Origin of the sequence: Phreatobacter aquaticus, assembly GCF_005160265.1 — a bacterium.
In the GTDB taxonomy this organism is placed as follows: domain Bacteria; phylum Pseudomonadota; class Alphaproteobacteria; order Rhizobiales; family Phreatobacteraceae; genus Phreatobacter; species Phreatobacter aquaticus.
Window position 1 is genome coordinate 1 of record NZ_CP039865.1, and the last position, 20344, is coordinate 20344.

Annotated in this window: 21 protein-coding genes; 6 read left to right on the plus strand and 15 right to left on the minus strand. The window is 65.4% G+C overall.

Annotated features, from left to right (window positions below):
* Both E8L99_RS00005 and E8L99_RS00010 read left to right on the plus strand, forming a co-directional pair.
* A partial coding sequence (locus E8L99_RS00005) for a hypothetical protein (RefSeq protein ID WP_168201507.1) occupies nt 1–262 on the plus strand: 262 nt, incomplete at its 5' end.
* Nucleotides 259–1401: a PQQ-dependent sugar dehydrogenase gene (locus E8L99_RS00010; RefSeq protein WP_215907037.1), complete on the plus strand. Its 1143-nt coding sequence runs from the start codon at nt 259–261 to the stop codon at nt 1399–1401. The genes E8L99_RS00005 and E8L99_RS00010, both read left to right, overlap by 4 nt.
* Before the next feature lie 8 nt (nt 1402–1409).
* Here the strand turns inward: E8L99_RS00010 and E8L99_RS00015 are convergent, their stop codons facing one another.
* The 4 genes from E8L99_RS00015 to E8L99_RS00030 all read right to left on the minus strand — a co-directional run bounded on the left by E8L99_RS00015 (nt 1410) and on the right by E8L99_RS00030 (nt 3298).
* Nucleotides 1410–2165 carry a class I SAM-dependent methyltransferase gene (locus E8L99_RS00015; protein ID WP_137097626.1) on the minus strand — a complete coding sequence of 252 codons (756 nt, stop codon included), beginning with the start codon at nt 2163–2165 and terminating at the stop codon, nt 1410–1412.
* Nucleotides 2162–2518 carry a DMT family protein gene (locus tag E8L99_RS00020; protein ID WP_137097627.1) on the minus strand — a complete coding sequence of 119 codons (357 nt, stop codon included), beginning with the start codon at nt 2516–2518 and terminating at the stop codon, nt 2162–2164. Before E8L99_RS00020 ends, E8L99_RS00015 begins: the two co-directional genes overlap by 4 nt.
* Nucleotides 2519–2583: 65 nt before the next feature.
* Nucleotides 2584–3033, minus strand: a complete 450-nt coding sequence (locus E8L99_RS00025; protein WP_137097628.1) for a hypothetical protein — start codon at nt 3031–3033, stop codon at nt 2584–2586.
* Between the two features lies 1 nt (nt 3034).
* Nucleotides 3035–3298, minus strand: coding sequence for a SemiSWEET family sugar transporter (locus tag E8L99_RS00030; protein ID WP_137097629.1), 264 nt, complete (start codon nt 3296–3298; stop codon nt 3035–3037).
* A gap of 111 nt (nt 3299–3409) precedes the next feature.
* Here E8L99_RS00030 and msrP point away from each other — a divergent pair, with 111 nt between their 5' ends.
* Nucleotides 3410–4375 (plus strand): protein-methionine-sulfoxide reductase catalytic subunit MsrP, encoded by a 966-nt coding sequence (gene msrP, locus E8L99_RS00035; RefSeq protein WP_137097630.1) that lies wholly within the window; start codon nt 3410–3412, stop codon nt 4373–4375.
* A gap of 6 nt (nt 4376–4381) precedes the next feature.
* Here msrP and E8L99_RS00040 read toward each other — a convergent pair whose 3' ends face one another.
* Entirely contained in the window at nt 4382–5257 is an 876-nt protein-coding gene (locus E8L99_RS00040; RefSeq protein WP_168201508.1) for an MBL fold metallo-hydrolase, read from the minus strand.
* Nucleotides 5258–5514: 257 nt separating this feature from the next.
* Between E8L99_RS00040 and E8L99_RS00045 the strand changes: the two genes are divergently transcribed.
* Nucleotides 5515–5871: a septal ring lytic transglycosylase RlpA family protein gene (locus tag E8L99_RS00045; protein WP_137097631.1), complete on the plus strand. Its 357-nt coding sequence runs from the start codon at nt 5515–5517 to the stop codon at nt 5869–5871.
* A 201-nt stretch (nt 5872–6072) separates the two neighbouring features.
* Here E8L99_RS00045 and carA read toward each other — a convergent pair whose 3' ends face one another.
* Nucleotides 6073–7284: a glutamine-hydrolyzing carbamoyl-phosphate synthase small subunit gene (carA, locus tag E8L99_RS00050; protein WP_137097632.1), complete on the minus strand. Its 1212-nt coding sequence runs from the start codon at nt 7282–7284 to the stop codon at nt 6073–6075.
* 252 nt (nt 7285–7536) lie between these two features.
* On the opposite strand from carA, the gene E8L99_RS00055 reads away from it, so the two are divergent.
* The gene (locus E8L99_RS00055) at nt 7537–7992 is read left to right on the plus strand and encodes a GatB/YqeY domain-containing protein (protein WP_137097633.1); all 456 of its coding nucleotides are present in this window, start codon (nt 7537–7539) and stop codon (nt 7990–7992) included.
* A 357-nt stretch (nt 7993–8349) separates the two neighbouring features.
* Entirely contained in the window at nt 8350–8517 is a 168-nt protein-coding gene (locus E8L99_RS00060) for a Flp family type IVb pilin (RefSeq protein WP_137097634.1), read from the plus strand.
* A gap of 109 nt (nt 8518–8626) precedes the next feature.
* Here E8L99_RS00060 and E8L99_RS00065 read toward each other — a convergent pair whose 3' ends face one another.
* The 9 genes from E8L99_RS00065 to E8L99_RS00105 form a co-directional block, all read right to left on the minus strand.
* Entirely contained in the window at nt 8627–9583 is a 957-nt protein-coding gene (locus E8L99_RS00065; RefSeq protein ID WP_252511209.1) for a YiiG family protein, read from the minus strand.
* 289 nt (nt 9584–9872) lie between these two features.
* A complete protein-coding gene (gene greA, locus E8L99_RS00070; protein ID WP_210421805.1) occupies nt 9873–10349 on the minus strand; it encodes a transcription elongation factor GreA in 477 nt (158 codons plus the stop codon).
* Nucleotides 10350–10460: 111 nt separating this feature from the next.
* Nucleotides 10461–13790, minus strand: a complete 3330-nt coding sequence (gene carB / locus E8L99_RS00075; RefSeq protein WP_137097636.1) for a carbamoyl-phosphate synthase large subunit — start codon at nt 13788–13790, stop codon at nt 10461–10463.
* Nucleotides 13791–14009: 219 nt separating this feature from the next.
* Entirely contained in the window at nt 14010–14768 is a 759-nt protein-coding gene (locus E8L99_RS00080; RefSeq protein WP_168201509.1) for an SGNH/GDSL hydrolase family protein, read from the minus strand.
* Nucleotides 14769–14791: 23 nt separating this feature from the next.
* Nucleotides 14792–15991 (minus strand): OpgC family protein, encoded by a 1200-nt coding sequence (locus E8L99_RS00085; protein WP_137097638.1) that lies wholly within the window; start codon nt 15989–15991, stop codon nt 14792–14794.
* 124 nt (nt 15992–16115) lie between these two features.
* A complete protein-coding gene (locus tag E8L99_RS00090) occupies nt 16116–17030 on the minus strand; it encodes an alpha/beta fold hydrolase (protein ID WP_137097639.1) in 915 nt (304 codons plus the stop codon).
* Between the two features lie 18 nt (nt 17031–17048).
* Nucleotides 17049–17528 carry an Lrp/AsnC family transcriptional regulator gene (locus tag E8L99_RS00095; protein WP_137097640.1) on the minus strand — a complete coding sequence of 160 codons (480 nt, stop codon included), beginning with the start codon at nt 17526–17528 and terminating at the stop codon, nt 17049–17051.
* Nucleotides 17529–17623: 95 nt separating this feature from the next.
* The gene (locus E8L99_RS00100; protein ID WP_137097641.1) at nt 17624–18832 is read right to left on the minus strand and encodes a hypothetical protein; all 1209 of its coding nucleotides are present in this window, start codon (nt 18830–18832) and stop codon (nt 17624–17626) included.
* Nucleotides 18833–18841: 9 nt separating this feature from the next.
* Complete coding sequence (locus E8L99_RS00105) at nt 18842–20275, minus strand: MBOAT family O-acyltransferase (RefSeq protein ID WP_168201510.1); 1434 nt, start codon at nt 20273–20275, stop codon at nt 18842–18844.
* Nucleotides 20276–20344: the final 69 nt, after the last annotated feature.

The following is a 20344-nucleotide window of genomic DNA, read 5'->3' on the forward strand; positions in this document are numbered from 1 at the left end:
CCAGGCCTATCCCCGTGTCCCGACCATCGTTTTCGCCGGCGTGGTGATGGCGCTGCTGCTGGCACTCATTGTGGCCGGGGCATTCCTCTCCACCGAGTTGTTCGACGTTTCGACACTCGAAGTGGGCGATGAGCCTGAAACCTGGATCCTGTCCGGCACGGTCGCGACCCTCGTGGTCGTCTTTGGAGCCCTGCTCACCTTCGTGCTGCGGCGCTTCATCGCCGCAGACCCGTCCCGCAAGGAACCGCCGGTCACGGCATGAGGGCCGCATGGGCCGCATGGATGGTGGTGGGAGCACTGACAGCATCGCCATGTGCCGTCAGTGCCCAGAACCTTCCGCCTCGCACGGCGACCAGCGCGGACTACCAGCTTGAAGTTCAAACGATCGCCAGGGGCCTTGAGAACCCCTGGGGCCTCGCCTTCCTTCCCGATGGCCGCGCGCTTGTTACCGAACGCCCCGGACGTCTGCGCGTGGTCGGCCGCGACGGCCGCCTGTCAGCCCCTGTCAAAGGCAGCCCCGAGGTCCACGCGGTTGGGCAAGGAGGGCTTCTCGGCATCGCGCTCGACCCGCGCTTTGTCGAGAACCGCCTCGTCTATCTGAGCTTTGCCGAGCGTCGCGGCAGCGACACCAACAGCACCTCGGTGTTTCGCGGGCGTTTGAACGTAGACGCAACCGCTCTGGAAAACGGCCGCATCATCTATCGCCAGCAGCCGGCCTTTGCGAGCCGCCTGCATTTTGGCTCCCGCATCGTCTTCGACCGGACAGGGCATCTGTTCGTCACCTCCGGCGACCGCTTCTCGCAGATACAGGAAGCCCAGAACCCGGCCAACACCATCGGCAAGATCGTCCGCATCACCACCGACGGCGCCCCCGCTGGCGCAGGAGCGGCGGACTGGCGGCCCGAGATCTGGTCGATCGGCCATCGCAACATGCAGGGCGCGGCTCTCAATCCGGCAACCGGCGAACTCTGGATCAGCAACCATGGGCCGCGCGGCGGCGATGGCCTGTATGTCGTGCGGGCCGGTCGCAATTACGGCTGGCCGCTGATCTCATGGGGCACGCATTATGACGGACGCCCGGTCAATGGCGGCCTGCGCGAGCGCCAGGGGCTCGAACAACCCCTGACCTACTGGACGCCGTCCATTGCCCCCTCGGGCCTCACCTTCTACACCGGCGACCTGTTCCCGGCCTGGCGCGGCAATGTCTTCTCAGGTGCGCTGGCTGGCCAGATGCTGGTGCGCATCAGCCTGGATGGCGATCGCGTCACCGGACAGGAGCGGTTGCTGACCGATCTCGGCAAGCGCTTCCGCGATGTCCAGCAGGGGCCGGACGGCGCGCTCTGGCTGCTGACCGACTCGCCTGATGGCGAGTTGCTGCGGGTCGCACCGGCCGGCCGCTGAGTCCCCTCCTAAACCTCAGCGATACGCGGATGGGGCGTCAGCACCACGCAATGATGCCCCATGGCATCGCCGCCGAGCACAAAATGCTGGGCCTGGAAACTCGACATCAGGTCGTTTTCGTAGAGCGGGACGGCGTCCACATGGCAGATCAGGAATTTCGGCGCCGCGACGATGTCCTCGCGGTCGATGATGCACATGAGCCGCATCTCGGGATGGGCCGTCAGATAGGCATGCACCGTCACCACCAGGAAGGGGTAGCCGGGGTGCAGCATGTCGTCGAGGCAGATCAGACCCTTCGGGTGCAGGGCCGCATGGGCAAGCGCCAGGTCGTGGGTCAGGGCCTCCGGCGAATGATCGCCGTCGATATGAATGAAGCGCAGTGGCTTGCCGCCTGTCATCCGGCCAAAGGTCGCGACATCCAGCGTGCCGCTGTCGTGGCGCAGCGTCGTGTAATGGGCGCTGGTGAGACCGTGGAGCGCTGCGCTGGCATCGAGCCGGTCCAGTACCTTGTCGTCCGGCCAGGTAAACACGTCGAACCCATAGGCGTGCTCGCCGGGTTGCAGGGCCAGAGCCATGGCAATGAAGAACCGCCCCTCGAAGGTCCCGATCTCGGCAACGTCGCCGGCTATACCGAGCGCGCTCTGGCGCTTCAGCACATGACCACAGATCGTCGCCGAGAAGCGCGAGGACATGCCGCGCACCTTCTCGTAGCCGTCGGCGAGGTAGCGATCGAGCGCGGCAACACCGCTGATGAACTGGCTCATGCCCGCCCCTGAAAAATGAAGAACGCCCCGCCGGCGATCATGGCAAAGCCGATGGCATGGTTCCAGCCAAGCGGTTCCTTCAGATAGAACACCGAAAACACCGCGAAGACGACCAGTGTGATCACCTCCTGCATCGTCTTGAGTTCAGCTGCGCTGTAGACCGCGCTGCCGATGCGGTTCGCCGGCACCGCCATGCAGTACTCGACGAAGGCAATCCCCCAGCTCGCCAGGATCGCCAGCATGAGCGGGCTCGACTTGAACTTGAGGTGCCCGTACCAGGCAAAGGTCATGAAGATGTTGGAGCCGATCAGCAGCAGGATCGGCGCCAGCGTGGGGGATGTGAGGGATGCCATCTGTCACTCCGGCCAGGATTGCTGATGGCTAGCACGGATTCGGCGGTGGCATGCCGCCGCGACCGTCAGCAATTCGTGACTGTCCACGAGCCCGCCAATGGCCCGCTGCGGATGATGAAGGCCGCTCCGAGATCATAGCGCGTACCCGCCGTGACGAAACGAGCACGCGTTCGCGCCGGCGCCAGCTGGTAGTCCATGGCATGATTGGGCCCGGATGTTCCGGGAATCTCGTCGAAGGTCAGGAAGGCCCTCCGGTCGCCGACACGGCCGCGCCAGATGTCCCGGGCATAGTCGAGCATCCCTCCGCCAGATGACCGCTCGCGCCATGCGAGACGGGCATAGGCATCGGCCCGGAAGACCAGACCCTTGTCGGAACGGATTTCGGGCATGGCTGGCTGGCACCGGCCGGTCTCGGCACTGGCAGGGCGCGCCGCAGCCAGCGAGAGGCCTGCGGCGAGGCCGATGATCCCGATGAGGCGCGCCCGGCGCGCGCGGACGGCGTGGTTTCCCGTCATCTCAGCCATATCTCAGTTTCAGGCCGACGATTGTGAGCTGAAGCGCCAGCGTCACCGTATTGGACAGGATGAGCGGCAGGTCGCCGAGCATCACGCCATAGGCGAGCCAGAGCAGGATGCCGAAGGTGAAGGCGCCATAGGCCGACAGCGAGATCGCCTTGGTGTCCCGTGTGCGGATGATCCGCCAGGCCTGGGGAATCCAGCAGAAGGTTGTAACGGATGCGGCGGCCAATCCGATCAGGGAGATGAGGGTCGGTGACAGCATCGGACCTCCGGCGCGAGGGCGGGACAGGCCCCGACTCGCCATAGCGTGATTTGTCTACGAACGGCCCCAAAGCCTAGGCTCGGGTCAAGGTCAAACAGGAAAGGTTTCGCCATGCTGATCAAATCGAAGCGCGGCTGGGAGCTGCCCGAGAGCGCGGCGACCCCCGAGGACGTGTTCTTCAGCAGGCGCGGCCTGATCGGTGCCTCGGCGGGCCTTGCGGCGGCGACGCTGGCAGGCCCGGCGCTGGCACAGCGGGCGGGCCAGGCGCCCGATCCCACTGCCGACCTCTATCCGGCCAAGCGCAACCCCGCCTACACGGTTGAGCGGCCGCTGACGCCGGAGGAGATCGCCTCCAACTACAACAATTTCTACGAGTTCGGCACTTCCAAGCGGGTTGCCTCCGCCGCGCAGGCCCTGCCGATCCGCCCCTGGACGGTCAAGATCGACGGTCTCGTCGAGAAGCCGCAGACCATCGATATCGATGCTCTCATCCGCAAGATGCCGATCGAGGAGCGGCTTTACCGGTTCCGCTGCGTCGAGGCCTGGGGCATGACGGTTCCCTGGACCGGCTTCCCGATCAAGGCGCTGATGGACATGGTGCAACCTCAGGGTTCCGCCAAATATGTCCGCATGGAGACCTTCAACGATCCGAAGATCGCGCCGGGCCAGCGCGCGCCCTGGTATTCCTGGCCCTATGTCGAGGGTCTCGCGATCGACGAGGCCGCCCATGATCTGGCTCTGCTGGTGACCGGAGTCTACGGCAAGCCCGCAGCCCGCCAGTTCGGCGCGCCGCTTCGGCTCATCGTGCCGTGGAAGTTCGGCTTCAAGTCGGTGAAATCGATCGTGCGCATCTCCTTCGTCGCCGAAAAGCCGGCAACTTTCTGGGAGACCATGCAGGCGAGCGAATACGGCTTCTGGGCCAATGTGAACCCGGCCGTCGCCCACCCCCGCTGGAGCCAGGCGACCGAAGAGGTCATCGGGGTCGGCAACCGCATCCCGACGCAGCTGTTCAACGGTTATGGCGCCGAGGTAGCCGATCTCTACAAGGACCGGCAGCGCGAGCGCCTCTGGGCCTGACGGCTGTTACCCCTCGACCGGGGCGCAGGTGAACCCCTCGCGCCACGGTTTGATCCGCCCGACCGAGGGCGAGGGGAAATGCGCCATGCAGCAGAGCGTGTCGGTGTCGGAATAGCGCTCCAGGAAGCGCCGGCGCGTCCGCCCGGCCAGCGCCTGATCGACATCGAACTTCGAGGACAGCTCGGGATAAAGTGTCTGCAGGGGCGAGTGGATGAGATCGCCGGGGGCGACGGCGACGTCCCGGCCCTTGCCGAACGCGAAGGCAACGTGTCCCGCGGTGTGGCCCGGCGTCGGCATGAAGCGGATATGGTCGCCAATGCCATGGTCGTCGCCGACGATCTCGGCCCTGCCCGCCTCGATCACCGGCAGCACACTATCCTGGAAGGCGAGCACCGGTGCCTTGGCATTCGCCTCTGTCCAGGTGCGATATTCCGTCTCGCTGAACAGGTAGCGCGCCTTCGGGAAGGTCGGCACCCATCGGCCATTCTCAAGCCGGGTGTTCCAGCCGACATGGTCGGCATGCATGTGGGTGCAGAGCACGAAGTCGATGTCGTTGACCGTGACACCGGCAGCCGCCAGCCCGGTGGCGAACCGGTCGTCGGTCTTCATGTTCCAGGCCGCGCGCTGCGGACGGGGCTTGTCATTGCCGATGCAGCTGTCGACGAGCACCACATGATGCGGGGTCTTGATCACATAGGCCTGGAAGCAGAGCTGCAGCATGGCATCGGCATCGATGGCGCCGACCTTGGCCAGCCAACTCTGGTTCGCGGCGAGCACATCCGGCGTGAGCCCCGGGAACATCTCGAAGGCGTTCATGAACGATCCTTCCTGTTCGATGACGCGGTGGATGGTCATGTCCGGCAGAACGAAGCTGGTGGTCACGTGGCACCTCTGGCTGGCCCGATCGAGCGGCAACAGTCGTAACAGGCAGATCCCGCGGCCGTCATCGTCCTGAAATGCAGGGCGCGGCCGCGAATCGGCGCCTGCCGCTTTCTGGTCTCATTCCTCCCCTAGGAGACAGGCCTCCGTTGGCGGCACCAGCGATCTATTCCCGTGCCGCTGGAACCCATCCGCGATCTGCGACGTTTGCCATCTGCCCGGCGCAACGTCCGATCCGCGCGACAAGAGAGCCCTCACCAATGACCATTTCAACGCGCCTCGCGGCGCTGTTCGTTGCCGTTTTGCCGTTTGCGCTGGTGCCTGACGCTCAAGCAGCCGAGCAGTCCGGCCTCGCCTCCTGGTATCAGCTGCCCGGCCGCACGGCCTGCGGTGGACGTCACAATCCCGAAGCCATGACCGCCGCCCACCGCACCTTTGCGTGCGGAACCCGCGTCCGGGTGACCAATGTCAGCAATGGCCGCTCGGCTGTCGTGACGGTGGTCGACCGCGGCCCCTTCGTGCGCGGCCGGATCATCGACATGTCGCGCGGTGCAGCCCGTTCGATCGGCCTGATCCAGTCCGGCGTCGGCCGCGTTCGGGTTGCCGCAGCGCAGTAACAGCCTGCCGGCGACCAAGAGGCGCCTGCCAGAACGGCCAGTCCCTCCCGGGTACTGGCCGTTTCGCTGGATCCTGATCAAGGGTCGAAATGTCCCCGTTGCGCCGCCGCCATCACCCCGGGTGCGATCCGCCCGGGCGATGGGCTAGCCTGTGGACAACGAGGATAACTCGGCGGCCGGGCCGCCGCGGCCAGGCGCCAATCAGGCCGCCTTGCCCTTGTCCATCAGCTCGACAAACCGGTCGAACAGGTAATGGCTGTCCATCGGGCCGGGGCTCGCCTCGGGGTGATACTGCACTGAGAAGGCAGGCCTGTCGGTCAGCGATATCCCGGCATTCGAGCCATCGAACAGGCTGATATGGGTGGCGCGCGCATTGCCGGGCAAGGTCGCCTCGTCCACGGCGAAGCCATGGTTCATCGAGGTGATCTCGACCTTGCCGGTGTCCAGGTCCTTCACCGGATGGTTCGCACCGTGATGGCCCTGGTGCATCTTCATCGTCTTCGCGCCAACCGCCAGGCCCAGCATCTGGTGGCCAAGGCAGATGCCGAAGGTCGGGATCTTCTTGTCGAGCACCGCCCTGATCACCGGCACGGCATATTCGCCGGTCGCGGCCGGGTCGCCCGGGCCGTTCGACAGGAACACGCCATCCGGCTTCAGCGCCAGAACCTCTTCCGCCGAGGCGGTTGCCGGCACGACCGTGACCTTGCAGCCGGCATTGGCCAGGAGCCGCAGGATGTTGCGCTTCACGCCATAGTCGAGGGCAACGACATGGTGTTTCGTCTCGCCGACCGCGCCATAGCCCTCGTCCCAGACCCAGGTCGTCTCCGACCAGGGATAACGCTGGCTGGAGGTCACGCCCGGAACGAGATCGAGCCCGTCCATGGAGGCAAGGCCTGCCGCCTTCTTCTTCAAGGCCTCGATGTCGAATGTGCCCGACGGCGAATGGGCGATGACCGCATTCGGCATGCCCTTTTCGCGGATCAGCGCGGTCAGGGCCCGCGTATCGATACCCGACAGGCCGACAATGCCGCGGCGCTTCAGCCAGGCGTCGAAATGGATGGCCGAGCGGTAGTTGGAAGGATCGGTGATGGACGCCTTCAGGACGACACCGCGCACGCCCGAGGCAGCCGCCATGTTGACCGTCTCGATATCCTCGTCATTGGCGCCGACATTGCCGATATGCGGGAAGGTGAAGGTGATGATCTGCCCGGCATAGGAGGGGTCGGTGAGGATTTCCTCATAGCCCGTCATCGCCGTGTTGAAGCAGACCTCGCCCGCCGCCTCGCCGTCGGCGCCGAGGCCGAAGCCCTCGATTACCGTGCCATCGGCCAGCACCAGAAGGGCCGTCGCCTTGGGTTCTGCCCAGCCGTCCGCGGTCGTTGGCGCCTGCGCGCGATCTTGAGTGTCGGTCATGGTTCGTCTATCAGGCTCGGGTCATGCGCGCCGGTCGAAGGCCCCCAAGCCCTTGGCAGACGGGAGGGCCGACACGCGCAAGCGCCAGGAGATTCCAGCGCGGGATCAGCCGCACGTTTACGGCAAGCACGCGCCTGCCGTCAACCCCTCGCGGGGACATTATTTTCAAACAAAATCAGAGGCTTACCGCCTCTTTGGGGAAGGCTTTTCCGGCATCATGCCAAAAGCTCCCCGCAAGCCCGGAGACCAGCCATGTTGCGTGACCAACTGATGAGCGACCTGAAGGTTGCGATGAAGGCCGGCGAGAAGGCGCGCCTCTCCACCATCCGCCTGATCCAGTCGGCGCTGAAGGACAAGGACATCGAGGCCCGCGGCGCCGGCAAGGAGCCGCTCTCGGACGACGAGATCCTGCAGCTCATGCAGAAGATGGTGAAGCAGCGACAGGAGAGCGCCAAGCTCTATCTCGACGGCGGCCGCCCCGAACTGGCCGACCAGGAGAACGGCGAGATCGCCATCATCATGGCCTATCTGCCGCACCAGATGGACGAGGCCGAAGCCCGCACCGCCATTGCCGGCGTGATCACCGAGATCGGCGCCGCGGGCCTCAAGGACATGGGCAAGGTGATGGCCGAACTGAAGACGCGCTTCGCCGGCAAGATGGACTTCGGCAAGGCCTCGCCGGCGGTCAAGCAATTGCTCGGCGGCTGAGGCAACGGGGACAGGTTTGCCCCCTGCCCGCCGATCTATTCCCGTTGACGGCGGAGATGTCGTGGAACCGGACGGAGACCTCGCTCCGTCTGGGTCGCCATCGCCGCGGGACAACAGGACGTGTCGTGGAACAGGAGCGACATCTCTGTCCAGTTGTACTGGACAGGGCGAGACAATCCGCCAAAGCCGGCTAATAGAGATATTGTTTTGCGCAAAATTTGACGCGACAATTTGATAAAATCAGCGCACCCAGTCTGACATTTCCATTATTATTTGTCCTGCATAGTCGTTTCCGAGGCCGAAGCTCGTGGTCTCTTCAGATTGTCCATCAACGACCAGTATCTGACAAGGAACGCTATGACCTCCCTGATCGCGCGCTTCTTCCGCAATGACTCCGGCGCCACCGCCATCGAATACGGGCTGATCGCCGCCGGCATTGCCGCCGTCGTCATCGTCGCCGTCAACACGATGGGCTCGAACACGCTGAACGCGTTCAACGCGGTCAATAACAACTTCGCCAAATAGGCTGCAGATCAGCCGGGCCGCCGTCGCCCCGCTCGCAGATCACGACACAGGCCCGCCCGGTGGCTCGCGAAGAGCGCCGGGCGTTCCGATTCAAAGAGGCCCGCCGGCCTCAGCGCGACGTCCGCATCGCGGTATCCGACAGCGTCACCATCGTGTTGTAGGACGACACGATCCAGTTGGCGTCGTTCCCCGCCCCGCCCCGCCTGACATCGCCGCGCGAGCGGGCAAGCTTGTCGCGGAAGTCGCGGATCTTGCCGAGCCAGGAGCTGGCCTGGCTGTCCATGATCGAGACGCCCTGCGGATTGGTCTCCTTGAAACGGTCCATCTCGCGCACCGCCGCCGAGAACTGCGCCACCGCCCGGTCGAACGAGGCCATGTCGACAACCGGCCGGTCGTTGCTCGGCATCAGGTCCATGACGGCGCGGGCATTGATCATGATGTTGCGGATCTGCCAGCGCGCCGACTTGCCCTCGCGCGCCTCGATCGCGGCAAGCTCCCGCTGGTCAAGGTCACCCTTGAACGTGCGCATGTGCGATTCCAGCGCCGCCCGCTGCTCCAGGAAGGCCTCCGCCGCCGGCACCATCTCGCGGTGCAGGGCGCGGCCTTCAGCCATGGCATCGTCGCGGTAATCCTTGCGCTCGTAATAGCGCTCGGCACGGGTGATCAGCGGCGCCAGGCGCTGATAGGCCGCGATATAGCGGCGCATCGTGTCGTCGAGCTCGGGCAGGCGCGGCTGGGCGTCGGTCGCCTGCTCCGCCTTGGCGATCTCGGATGTCACGTCATAGAGGCTGTAGAGGCCGTAGCTGATGTAGCGCTCGTTGCCGGTCGGGCCGCGGCGCATGTCCACCCAGGAGCGGTAACGTCCCCACGACTGCACCGCCCTGAGCGTCCGGTTCATCAGCGAGGTATAGGCATTGGACTTGGCGATGGAGGCCTGGAGATCGTCGGCCTCCTCGCGCGGCGCGGCCACGCGCTGGTCCTTCTGGGCGAGCGCCGGGCCGAGCCCCATCAGCAGGACGGAGCCGGCCAGTGCCAGGCCAGCGCGGCGCGAGATCGAGAGTGCCATGGTCATTGTCCGTCGGTTTGCCCCTGAGGATCAGAGGACACCGGCGGTGTTTCAACGCGACGACAGGGACAGTGGAGAAGCGTTTCAGGGGGACGCAGGCCCAGCCAGCACTTCGACCAGCGCAACGAGGCGCCCAGGCTGGGCGAGCAAGCCGCCGCACCGGATCAACCGTCATGGCAGGCCTTAGGCCTGCCATCCAGCTCTTGGCATCAATCGGCCTGGCCCGAAGACGTGGATGCCCGCCACAGGGGCGGGCATGACGCATGTCGACGGGTGCGAAGCCGGCGGCTCAGCCCCAGCGCACGTCCAGGATCTCGTAGGTGCGCGCACCGCGGGGCGAGTTGACCTCCACAACCGTGCCGACCTTCTTGCCGATCAGCGCGCGGGCGATCGGCGACGAGATCGAGATCCGGCCGGCCTTGGCGTCCGCCTCGCTGTCGCCAACGATCTGCCAAGTCTTCTCGTCCTCGGTCTCCTCGTCCAGCAGGCGGACGGTGGCGCCGAATTTCACGGTATCGCCCGACAGCTTGGTGACATCGATCACCTCGGCTCGTGCGATCAGGCTCTCCAGCTCGACCACCCGGCCTTCATTGTGGGACTGCTGCTCCTTGGCCGAGTGATACTCGGCATTTTCGGAGAGATCGCCATGGGCGCGCGCTTCCGAGATCGCCGCGATGATCCGCGGACGTTCGACGCGCTGGCGATGCTGCAGCTCGGCTTCGAGGTTGGCGAAACCGGCAACGGTCATCGGAACCTTTTCCATGATGCTCGCCCTGACCTTTCAAGAACAAAGAGATGGATCGCGAGGCCGAGGACGCCGGCCACGCAACCCGTCGAACTGTGACTCGCGAATGACGTTTCGAGCAGCGCCCTGGGATCAGGGCTTGTCGAAATAGCTCTGCAGCGCATGAACCTCGAGGTCGCCCTCGAGATAGGCCTTGATACCCTGCGCCGCGGCAATCGCACCTGCAAGAGTGGTGTAGTAGGGCACCTTCTGCAAGAGGGCCGCGCGGCGGAGCGAACGCGAATCCGCCAGCGCCTGCGCACCCTCCGTGGTGTTGAACACCAGCTGCACCCCGCCATTCTTGATGGCGTCGACGATATGCGGCCGTCCCTCCAGCACCTTGTTGATCTTGCCGCAGGGAATGCCCTGCTCGGCGAGATAGCGCTGGTTGCCCGATGTCGCGATGATCTTGAAGCCGAGCGCGTGGAGGTTGCGGATCGAATCCAGGATGCGCGGCTTGTCGTCGTCGCGCACGGACACGAACACCGTGCCGCCTGTCGGCACGATCGTGCCGGCGCCGAGCTGGCTCTTGGCAAAGGCGGTGGCGAAGGTCCGGTCGAGGCCGATCACCTCACCGGTCGAGCGCATTTCCGGTCCGAGCAGCACGTCGACGCCGGGGAAGCGGGCGAACGGGAACACCGCTTCCTTGACGCCGATATGGCCGAGCGTCTTGGGCTTCAGGTTGAACGAGGCGAGGCTCTCGCCCGCCATCACCCGCGATGCGATCTTGGCGATCGGCTCGCCGATCACCTTGGCCACGAAGGGCACGGTGCGCGACGCACGCGGATTGACCTCCAGCACATAGATCTCGCCGTCCTTGATCGCGTACTGGACGTTCATCAGGCCGCCGACGTCGAGCGCCAGGGCCAGCGCCTTCGTCTGGGTCTCCAGCCTGGCGATCATGTCGGCGCCGAGCGAATAGGGCGGCAGCGAACAGGCCGAGTCGCCCGAATGGATGCCGGCCTCCTCGATATGTTCCATGATGCCGGCGATGTAGCTGGTCTTGCCATCGGCAAGGCAGTCGACATCGACCTCGATCGCATCCGACAGATAGCGGTCGAACAGGAGCGGGTTCTTGCCCAGCACCGTGTTGATCTGGCCGGTCTTGTCGTTGGGATAGCGCGCCTTGACGTCGGCCGGCACCAGCTCCGGCAGCGTCCCGAGGAGATAATCGCCAAGCTGGCTCTCCTCGCGGATGATCTGCATGGCGCGGCCGCCCAGCACATAGGACGGGCGAACCACCAGCGGATAGTCGAGATCGGCGGCGATCAGGCGGGCCTGCTCGACCGAATAGGCGATGCCGTTCTTCGGCTGCTTCAGTCCGAGCTTGTCCAGCAGCCGCTTGAACCGGTCGCGGTCCTCGGCAAGATCGATCGCATCCGGCGACGTCCCGAGAATCGGGATATCGGCCTCTTCCAGCGCGCGGGCGAGCTTCAGCGGCGTCTGGCCGCCGAACTGCACGATCACGCCCTTCAGCGTGCCATTGGTCTTCTCGCGCTCCAGGATCTCGATCACGTCCTCGGCCGTCAGGCTCTCGAAATAGAGCCGGTCGGAGGTGTCGTAGTCGGTCGACACCGTTTCCGGGTTGCAGTTGATCATGATCGTCTCGTAGCCGGCATCCGACAGCGAGAAACAGGCATGGCAGCAGCAATAGTCGAACTCGATGCCCTGGCCGATGCGGTTCGGGCCACCGCCGAGGATCACCACCTTGGTGCGGTCGGTCGGGCGTGATTCATCCGCAAGCTGGCCGGCGAAAGGCGCCTCGTAGGTCGAGTACATATAGGCGGTGGGCGACGCGAACTCGGCCGCGCAGGTGTCGATCCGCTTGTAAATGGGGCGCACATCGAGCGCGCGGCGGGCCTTGGAGACCTCGGCCTCGGTCTTGGCCGTCAGAACGGCGATCCGCGCGTCCGAGAAGCCCATGGCCTTCAGTGCGCGGAAGCTTGCCGGCGACTGCGGCACGCCCTTGGCGCGGATCTGCGCTTCCATGTCGACGATGCCGCGGATCTGGTCGAGGAACCACGGATCGATCTTGCAGTAGGAGTGGATCTCGGTGTTGGAAATGCCGAGCCGCATGGCCTGCACCACCTTGAGCAGGCGGTCCGGCGTCGGCGTACCGAGCGCCGCGCGGATGGCGTTCTTGTCGTCGCCGCGGCCCAGGCCCTCGATCTCGATCTCGTCGAGGCCAGTGAGGCCCGTCTCGAGGCCGCGCATGGCCTTCTGCAACGATTCCTGGAAGGTCCGGCCGATCGCCATGACCTCGCCGACCGACTTCATCGACGTCGTCAGGACCGGATCGGCGCCCGGGAATTTCTCGAAGGCGAAGCGCGGCACCTTGGTGACGATATAGTCGATGGTCGGCTCGAACGAGGCGGGGGTCGCGCCGCCGGTGATGTCGTTCATCACCTCGTCGAGCGTGTAGCCAACCGCAAGCCTGGCCGCGACCTTGGCGATCGGGAAGCCGGTCGCCTTGGAGGCGAGCGCCGACGAGCGCGACACGCGCGGGTTCATCTCGATGACGACCAGCCGGCCGTCCTCGGGGTTCACCGCGAACTGCACGTTCGAACCGCCGGTCTCGACGCCAATCTCGCGGAGCACCGCGATCGAGGCGTTCCGCATCATCTGATATTCTTTGTCCGTCAGCGTCAGCGCCGGCGCGATCGTGATCGAATCGCCGGTATGGACGCCCATCGGGTCGATGTTCTCGATCGAGCAGACGATGATGGCGTTATCCGCATGGTCGCGGACCACCTCCATCTCGAATTCCTTCCAGCCGAGAACGCTTTCCTCGACCAGCACCTCGTTGGTCGGCGAGGCGTCGAGACCGCGCTCGCAGATCTCGATGAACTCGGCCTTGTTGTAGGCGATGCCGCCACCGGTGCCGCCCATGGTGAAGGACGGGCGGATGATGGCGGGCAGGCCGATATCGTCGAGGCAGTCGATGGCTGCGCCCAGCGACTGGACGACGTGGCTGCGCGGCGTCGCAAGACCGATCTTGGTCATCGCCTCGCGGAATCGCTCGCGGTTCTCCGCCTTGTCGATGGCATCGGCCTTGGCGCCGATCATCTCGACGTCGAACTTGGCGAGGACGCCCATTTCCTCGAGCTTCAGCGCAGTGTTCAGCGCGGTCTGACCGCCCATGGTCGGCAGAAGCGCGAAGCCGCCGGGAAGGACGTTGCGTTCCTTCTCGATGATCTTGGCGACGATCTCCGGCGTGATCGGCTCGACATAGGTCGCGTCCGCCAGGTCGGGGTCGGTCATGATCGTCGCTGGATTGGAATTGACCAGGACGATCCGGTAGCCCTCTTCCTTGAGCGCCTTGACCGCTTGCGTGCCCGAATAATCGAACTCGCAGGCCTGGCCGATGACGATCGGACCTGCGCCGATGATCAGGATCGATGAGATATCAGTGCGTTTGGGCATAGTCGAAATCGCCTCGCGCCGCGAAGCGAAAGAGCCAACGCTCCGCGAAAGGTAACGGGTCTCACAAAAAAGGACGCGGCGTTGCGCGTCCTCCTGGAGGTGCCGGCTCTGTACCGGGCAACCGTTGAAGGCTGCCCGCCGGATTGGCGGCGTCTATAGACGGGAATCACCCGGAGGGGAAGCGCCAAAACGGCACTGTCCCCTGATGTCACGACGAGTTCAGCGAATGGCACCCAGCGCGCGGGGCGCAAGCTTCTCGACGATCGAGCGCGCCAGCGTCGTCCCGACGCAATAATAGCTGCCGTCCACCATGTGCAGCGCGTCGGATGAGAAGATCTCGTCCTGGCGCAGCCGGCCGTCGCGCAGCAGCTCGGTCATCACGTCATAGCGGCGATAGACCGGCACGCTGGTCTCGGTGGCAACCTCGCGCAGGGCGGTGAGATAATCGGTATAGGCGGGATAGCGCTCCGCGCGCGGCAGCGGCTGCTGATCCATCAGCAGCACGTCGATGCCGGCCTCGCGCAGCTTGGCGATACCCTTGCGCAGCATGCGCTTGAAGCGGTCGAGCCCGATATCGCCGATCGCGTCGTTCACGCCGGTCTGCCAGATGACGAGGTTCGGCTCTTCCGAGATCACCTCGTCGTCCATGCGGTGATACATCTGCATCGCCGAATTGCCGCCAATGCCGCGATTGATCACGCTGATCTCGTGGCCGGGCAGCAGGCGCTCCAGCTCGGCCTTCAGCACGGCAGGATAGGTCGTCTGGTCCGACGAGGCGCCGGTGCCGGCGGTCGACGACGAGCCAAGCGCCACAATGGTCAGGCTGCGGCCATCGCGAAGCGCGGTGCGTGAGTTCGGGAGATCTTCGGCGAAGGTCCGGAGCGCGGCCTGCACGGCGCAACGTGAGGACGGTGCGGCGGCCGAATCCGGCTGCGCTGCCGCTCCCGACAGGGAGAGGCCGATGCACAGACCAGCCATGGCGACCAAACCGGACAAAGACCTCAAGCGGCTTTCACCTCGTCGCGCACCGCATTGCGGGGGGCCGGCTCCTTGGCCGTGGCGGCGCGGTACCATTGAAGCACACGACCGGCCGTCAGCAAAAGCCCGATACCAACGAGATTAACGGCAATCTGCATCGGCCAGGCGCGGCTGATCTCGAACAGCGCGACGGTGCCGGCAAGCGACAGGATGACGCCGAGGCAGAACAGCGGCAGCGACTGGCGGCCGCAATCGTCCAGCGCCCGGCCGATGGCCGACTTCATCCAGGCGGCATCGCGCGGCACGAAGCGGGCGACCAGATAGGCCAGCGACAGGGCATGGGCGAGCCGCCACGGCGACAGGTTGGTCTTGTCGGGGTCGAGCCGCCAGAGATCCGGCAGGGCGAGGTTCTCAAGGCCAGGGATGATCGCCCAGGGCGCCGAATTGACCAGGCCGAGCAGCACCACGCCGCTGGCGAGGACCAGAAGGAGCGCATTGCGGGGAAGCGCGATGCCGCTCAGCGTCGCGTGTCCGGCGATCAGACCGATGGTGAACAGCAATTGCCAGGCGAACGGGTTGAAGAACCAGACGCCGCCGGTGGCGAGATTGGGCAAGGCGAAATCGATGGACCAGGCCGCCGCATAGAGGCTCACCGAGACGCCAAGCGCCAAGGCAGGTGCAATGCGCGCCAGAACCCACAGCATCGGCGCCATGGCGAGCAGCACGATGTAGAGCGGCAGGATGTCGAGATAGTTCGGCAGGAACACCAGGGCCGCGATCTGCCAGATCGCATTGGCCGGGTCCTGGAAGAACGGCACGATGGCGACATGGTCGAAATAGAGCGGGTTGCCGAACTTGACGGCCATGATCGCGACCGTGACGGCCGTGAACACGAACAGGCCGATATGGGCGGTGTAGAGCTTCCAGATGCGCGCCACGACCTGCGCCGAGCCGGTGACGAAGCCGCGCTTGTCGATCACCGCGCCATAGGCGAGCGCCGCCGAGAAGCCGGCCAGCAGCACGAAATATTCAGCGGCATCCGACAGGCCCATGGCCGAGGGCGTGACACGGCTCAGCCAGTTGCCGGCGACATGATCGATGAAGATCGCGATCAGCGCGATGCCACGGAACAGATCGACGCGCGCATCGCGGGGAACCGAAGCCACCCGTGTCGACGGGCCGCCGGTCCAGAACCACGAAGGGAAGCTCTGCGCGAATGACATGAAATTGGAGTGCCGATCTTGGACGCCGGGACAGGGCGAGAATGCGTCTCAACCCCTATGCTCTGGTTGGTTACCAATAGCTGACCAACAGCCTGAATCCGCCTCACAAGCCCGCGCTCAATGGTCACGAACGAGTGAGCAGATCGACAAGCGCACCCTGTACAACCGCCGGCTTTTCCATCGGAAAGAAGTGCGTCGTGCCCTCGACCACCGCCGCCTGCACCTTGGGCGCCACGCGGTTGACGGTCGCAATGCCGCCCTTGACCGTCGAGCCGTGGCCGGCCGCGAGCAGACGCACCGGCATGGTGAGCCGCTTCAGCACGCGCCAGGCATTGTGGCGGTGGGCGGCGAAGGTCGCGGATTCCCAGGCCGGCGCGCAGGCGAGCCGCACGCCTTCGGGATCGGGCACGAAGCCGCCCTCGACATAGGCTTCCAGAAAGCCCGGCTGCCAGGTCTTGAAGGCGGAGCGTGTCCGATAAGTGGCGACCGCCTCCTCCTTCGAGGGGAACAATGCCCGCCGCTTGGCGGCGCCGACCGCCAGCCCGAAGGCCCGCGCCTTGGCGCGTCCCCAGGCCGTGTAGAGGCTGAGCCGCATCAGATGCGGCATCAGGACCGGATCGAGCAGCAGCAGGCCGCGCACCTTGGCGGGCCGTGCACCGGCCGCCAGCAGTGCCACGATGCCGCCCATCGAGTGCCCGGCGAGCACGATCGGCTTTGCGCCATCCGGCACCAGCAGGTCGATCGCGCGGACCACATCGTCGGCATAGGGCTGCCAGCTGATGAGATGGGCCGGGTCGGTCGGCAGTCGGGTCAGGCCATGGCCGCGCTGGTCGAGTGCCAATATCGAGAACCGATCGGCGAGCGGCGCCAAAAGCGGCGTATAGGTCTCGGCATTGAAGCCGGTGGCGTGCAGGAAGACGAGATCGGGCGGGCTCGTCTCGCGGCCGAAGCGCAGGCCGGACATCGGTCCGTCGGGCAGCGCAAGGACGAACCGGGAGCCGGCTGCGATTGGCGCGAGGGAGGGAGCGGAATCTGTCATCGGTGTCACACGCCTGCCTCAGCCGGCGGGCGGGATTTCCATCGGCACCGCCGCTTCGTCCTTGACCTGGTTGAGGGTCAGGACGGTGCGCACATTGCGCACGTTCGGCGTCGAGGTGAGATCGGTGACGAAGGCCTGGAACGAGTGAAGGTCGGGGGCGACGCATTTCATCACGAAGTCGAAATCGCCGGAGACCGTGTGGCACTCGCGCACGATCGGCCATTGGCGCACCTGGGCGACGAAGGCATTGAGATCGGCATCGGCCTGGCTGGCGAGATGCACCATGGCGAAGACCGTCACGCCGTAGCCCAGCTTGTCGCCGGCCAGCATGCCGCGATAGCCGCGGATGATGCCCATTTCCTCCAGCGCCCTTACGCGCCTGAGGCAGGGCGGCGCGGAGATGCCGACCCGGCTTGCCAATTCCACATTGGTCATCCGACCGTCGGCCTGAAGCTCCTTCAGGATCTTCCAGTCAATGGCGTCGAGCCGAGCCTTCACGTGCCCCTCCATGTTGAAAGAGCGCTATCATGGGGCGGCGTCTTTGCGCAATATTCTTTCGCGCAGGGCGGCCCCTTTTGCACTGCACAACGACGTCAACGCAGCCCGGCCCGGCCCTCCTCGGTCCATTCGCCGATGCAGCGGCGCTTGCGTGCCGAAACCCAGGCTTCCGCGTCAGTCCGGCTCATCGCGAGGAGGTCGGCGCCGAAGTCCGGCCCCGGATCGATCGAGCCAGCAGGCAGAGGCCGGCCGAGGATGCGCGCCGCGATGAGGCGCCCAAGCGTCGGGCGCGGATGGAGGTCGGCGCGATAGAGCTCGCTCCGCTGTTTCGGCTCGATCAGCCCGTCCAGCGTGATGCGGTTCGGATAGTCGAACGCGTGGAAGGTCAGCCCTGCCGGGCAGGCCGCCTGCAGGCGCTTCAGCGTGTCGTACATGGCGGTCTCGCGCGCCGCATTCGGCACGCAGGCCGAGTTCAGCACATGCCGCGGGGTGAAATAGGCATGCACGGCCACCCCCGCCGAACAGAGCGTGGTCACCGCGATCTCGAGATCCTCGAACGTGCCCTGCTCCTCGCGGCGGCCGCGATAGCCCTGTGGTTCGCGCTCACCCCATGAACGGCCATCGAGGATCCGGTCGCGCGCCGCCTGCACCCATTCGGCACGGCGGGTGAAATCGAACCGGTCATAGGCCGCCAGCACGGTCTCTTTCGGCGTGCCGGACCCGATCCGCATGAGCGCCATCAGCACCTCGGCATTGGTGCCGATGGCCGCGCCTGACAGGGTGACGGCGATGGCCCGGTTGAGCGCCACGAAGCTGGTCGGTTGCCCCACCGGATCGACATTCAGCAGACGGTCGTCGAAGCCGTACTGGGTCTGCAGCGCGCCGGCGCCGCCATAGAGCCCGTTGAGATTGATGAGGGCGTGCCTGAGGCTGCCGGTCGCAGCTGCGGACTGGGCGAAGCGGCGGATCTCATAGGCCGTGCCGCCGGACATGCCCATGTTGAAGGCGGGAAGGCCGGAGATCGCCTGGAGGTCGACGGGATCGAAGGCATCGCGCGCATGGGAGAAGCCGAAGACCGCAATGCCCGGCCGCATCTGGTCGAACAGGATCGGCTTGTAGGTGCGCTCATAGCCCGAGATCAGTTGCACCGCCGACTGGTTCTCCGGGCGCAGCATCAGGCGGAAGGCGGCAAGGTTGATGCCGGCAACGGCCAGCGCGATCCCGGCAAGAGTCACCACGAAGGCCTTGAGGAACAAGGGCGCCGAGACCGGTCGATGGATGGTGAGCCAGAGGCGTCGGAACATGCGAGCGCCTCAGAACTGGAAATAGATGAAGGGGGTGAGGTTCGACAGCGCGAACCAGGCGATCGCCAGCACCATCCCGGAGCCGACCGCCCAGCGCCAGTTCTGCCGATAGGTCATCAGGCGATCGAAGACACCGCCGCCCGCATGGGCGACATGCTCACGGATGTCGAGGGACGGATGGGCCCGGCGGAACATCTCGGCCGTGTTCGGCAACGCCCAGACGATGAACAGCCAGACCGGGATCAGCGGCATCAGCCCGCGCCCGAGCAGGTGCTCGTAGGAGGCATTCGTCATGCCCACCATGGCCGAGAACATCAGATGGGCGGTCGCAACGTCCGGCGCACGGAAATAGACCCAGGCCAGCGTCACCGCCAGGAAGGTGACCACGACCGACAGCGCGTGGCCGGCGGTCGTCGCCCGCCAGGCGGCCTCGGGCGACCCGGTGCGCAACATCCGGACGTGGCGCGTCAGATGGTTGAAGGCGAGGAACAGGCCGTGGATCAGGCCCCAGAGGATGAAGGTCCAGCCCGCGCCATGCCACAGGCCGCCGAGCGTCATGGTGACGATCACCGCCATCAGCGTGTGGGCGAGGCCCCGCCTGCTGCCGCCAAGCGGGATATAGAGATAGTCGCGCAGGAATCTCGACAGCGTCATGTGCCAGCGCCGCCAGAAGTCGCGGATATCGACCGACTTGTAGGGCGAAAAGAAATTCATCGGCAGGCGGAAGCCGAACAGATAGGCAAGCCCGATCGCCATGTCGGAATAGGCCGAGAAGTCGAAATAGATCTGGAACGAATAGCCGAGCGCGCCGAGCCAGGCATCCGCCATGGCGACCGGCTGACCGGCCGCCGCCGTCCGGTAGATCGCGTCGACATAGGGCACGAAGGGATCGATCAGCACGGTCTTCTTGAACAGGCCGACCGAGAACAGCGCGAGGCCGACGGCCAGCTGTTCCGGTTTCAGGCGCCAGTCGCGCCGTTCGGCGAGCTGCGGCAGGAGATCCGCCTGCGCCACGATCGGACCGGCGATCAGGTGCGGGAAGAACGAGATGAAGAAGATGTAGTCGCGAAAGCCGTGGGCAATGACTTTGCCCCGCCACGTATCGACCAGATAGGCGATCTGCTGGAAGGTGAAGAACGAGATGCCGATCGGCATGATGATGGCAAGCGCCGGCGAGGCGATGCCGGTGGCCGCCGAGAAGCAGGTCAGGAAGAACAGCGCATATTTGAAATAGCCGATAAGGGCGAGATTGGCGGCAACGCCCGCCGTCAGAATGGCCTTGCCGGCTTTCGTGCCGATCCGCGCGCGGATCGCCTGTCCCAGGAGGAAATTCGCGCCGATCGAGACGAGGAACAGCGGCAGATGGGCGATATGCCAGAAGGCATAGAAGAACAGCGATGCCGCGATGATCAGATAGGGGCCGAGGCTCGCGCGGCGCGACACGCCAGCCGCATAGACGCACAGCAGTACAGACAGAAACACAATAAAGGCGTGAGACGCGAAGACCATTCG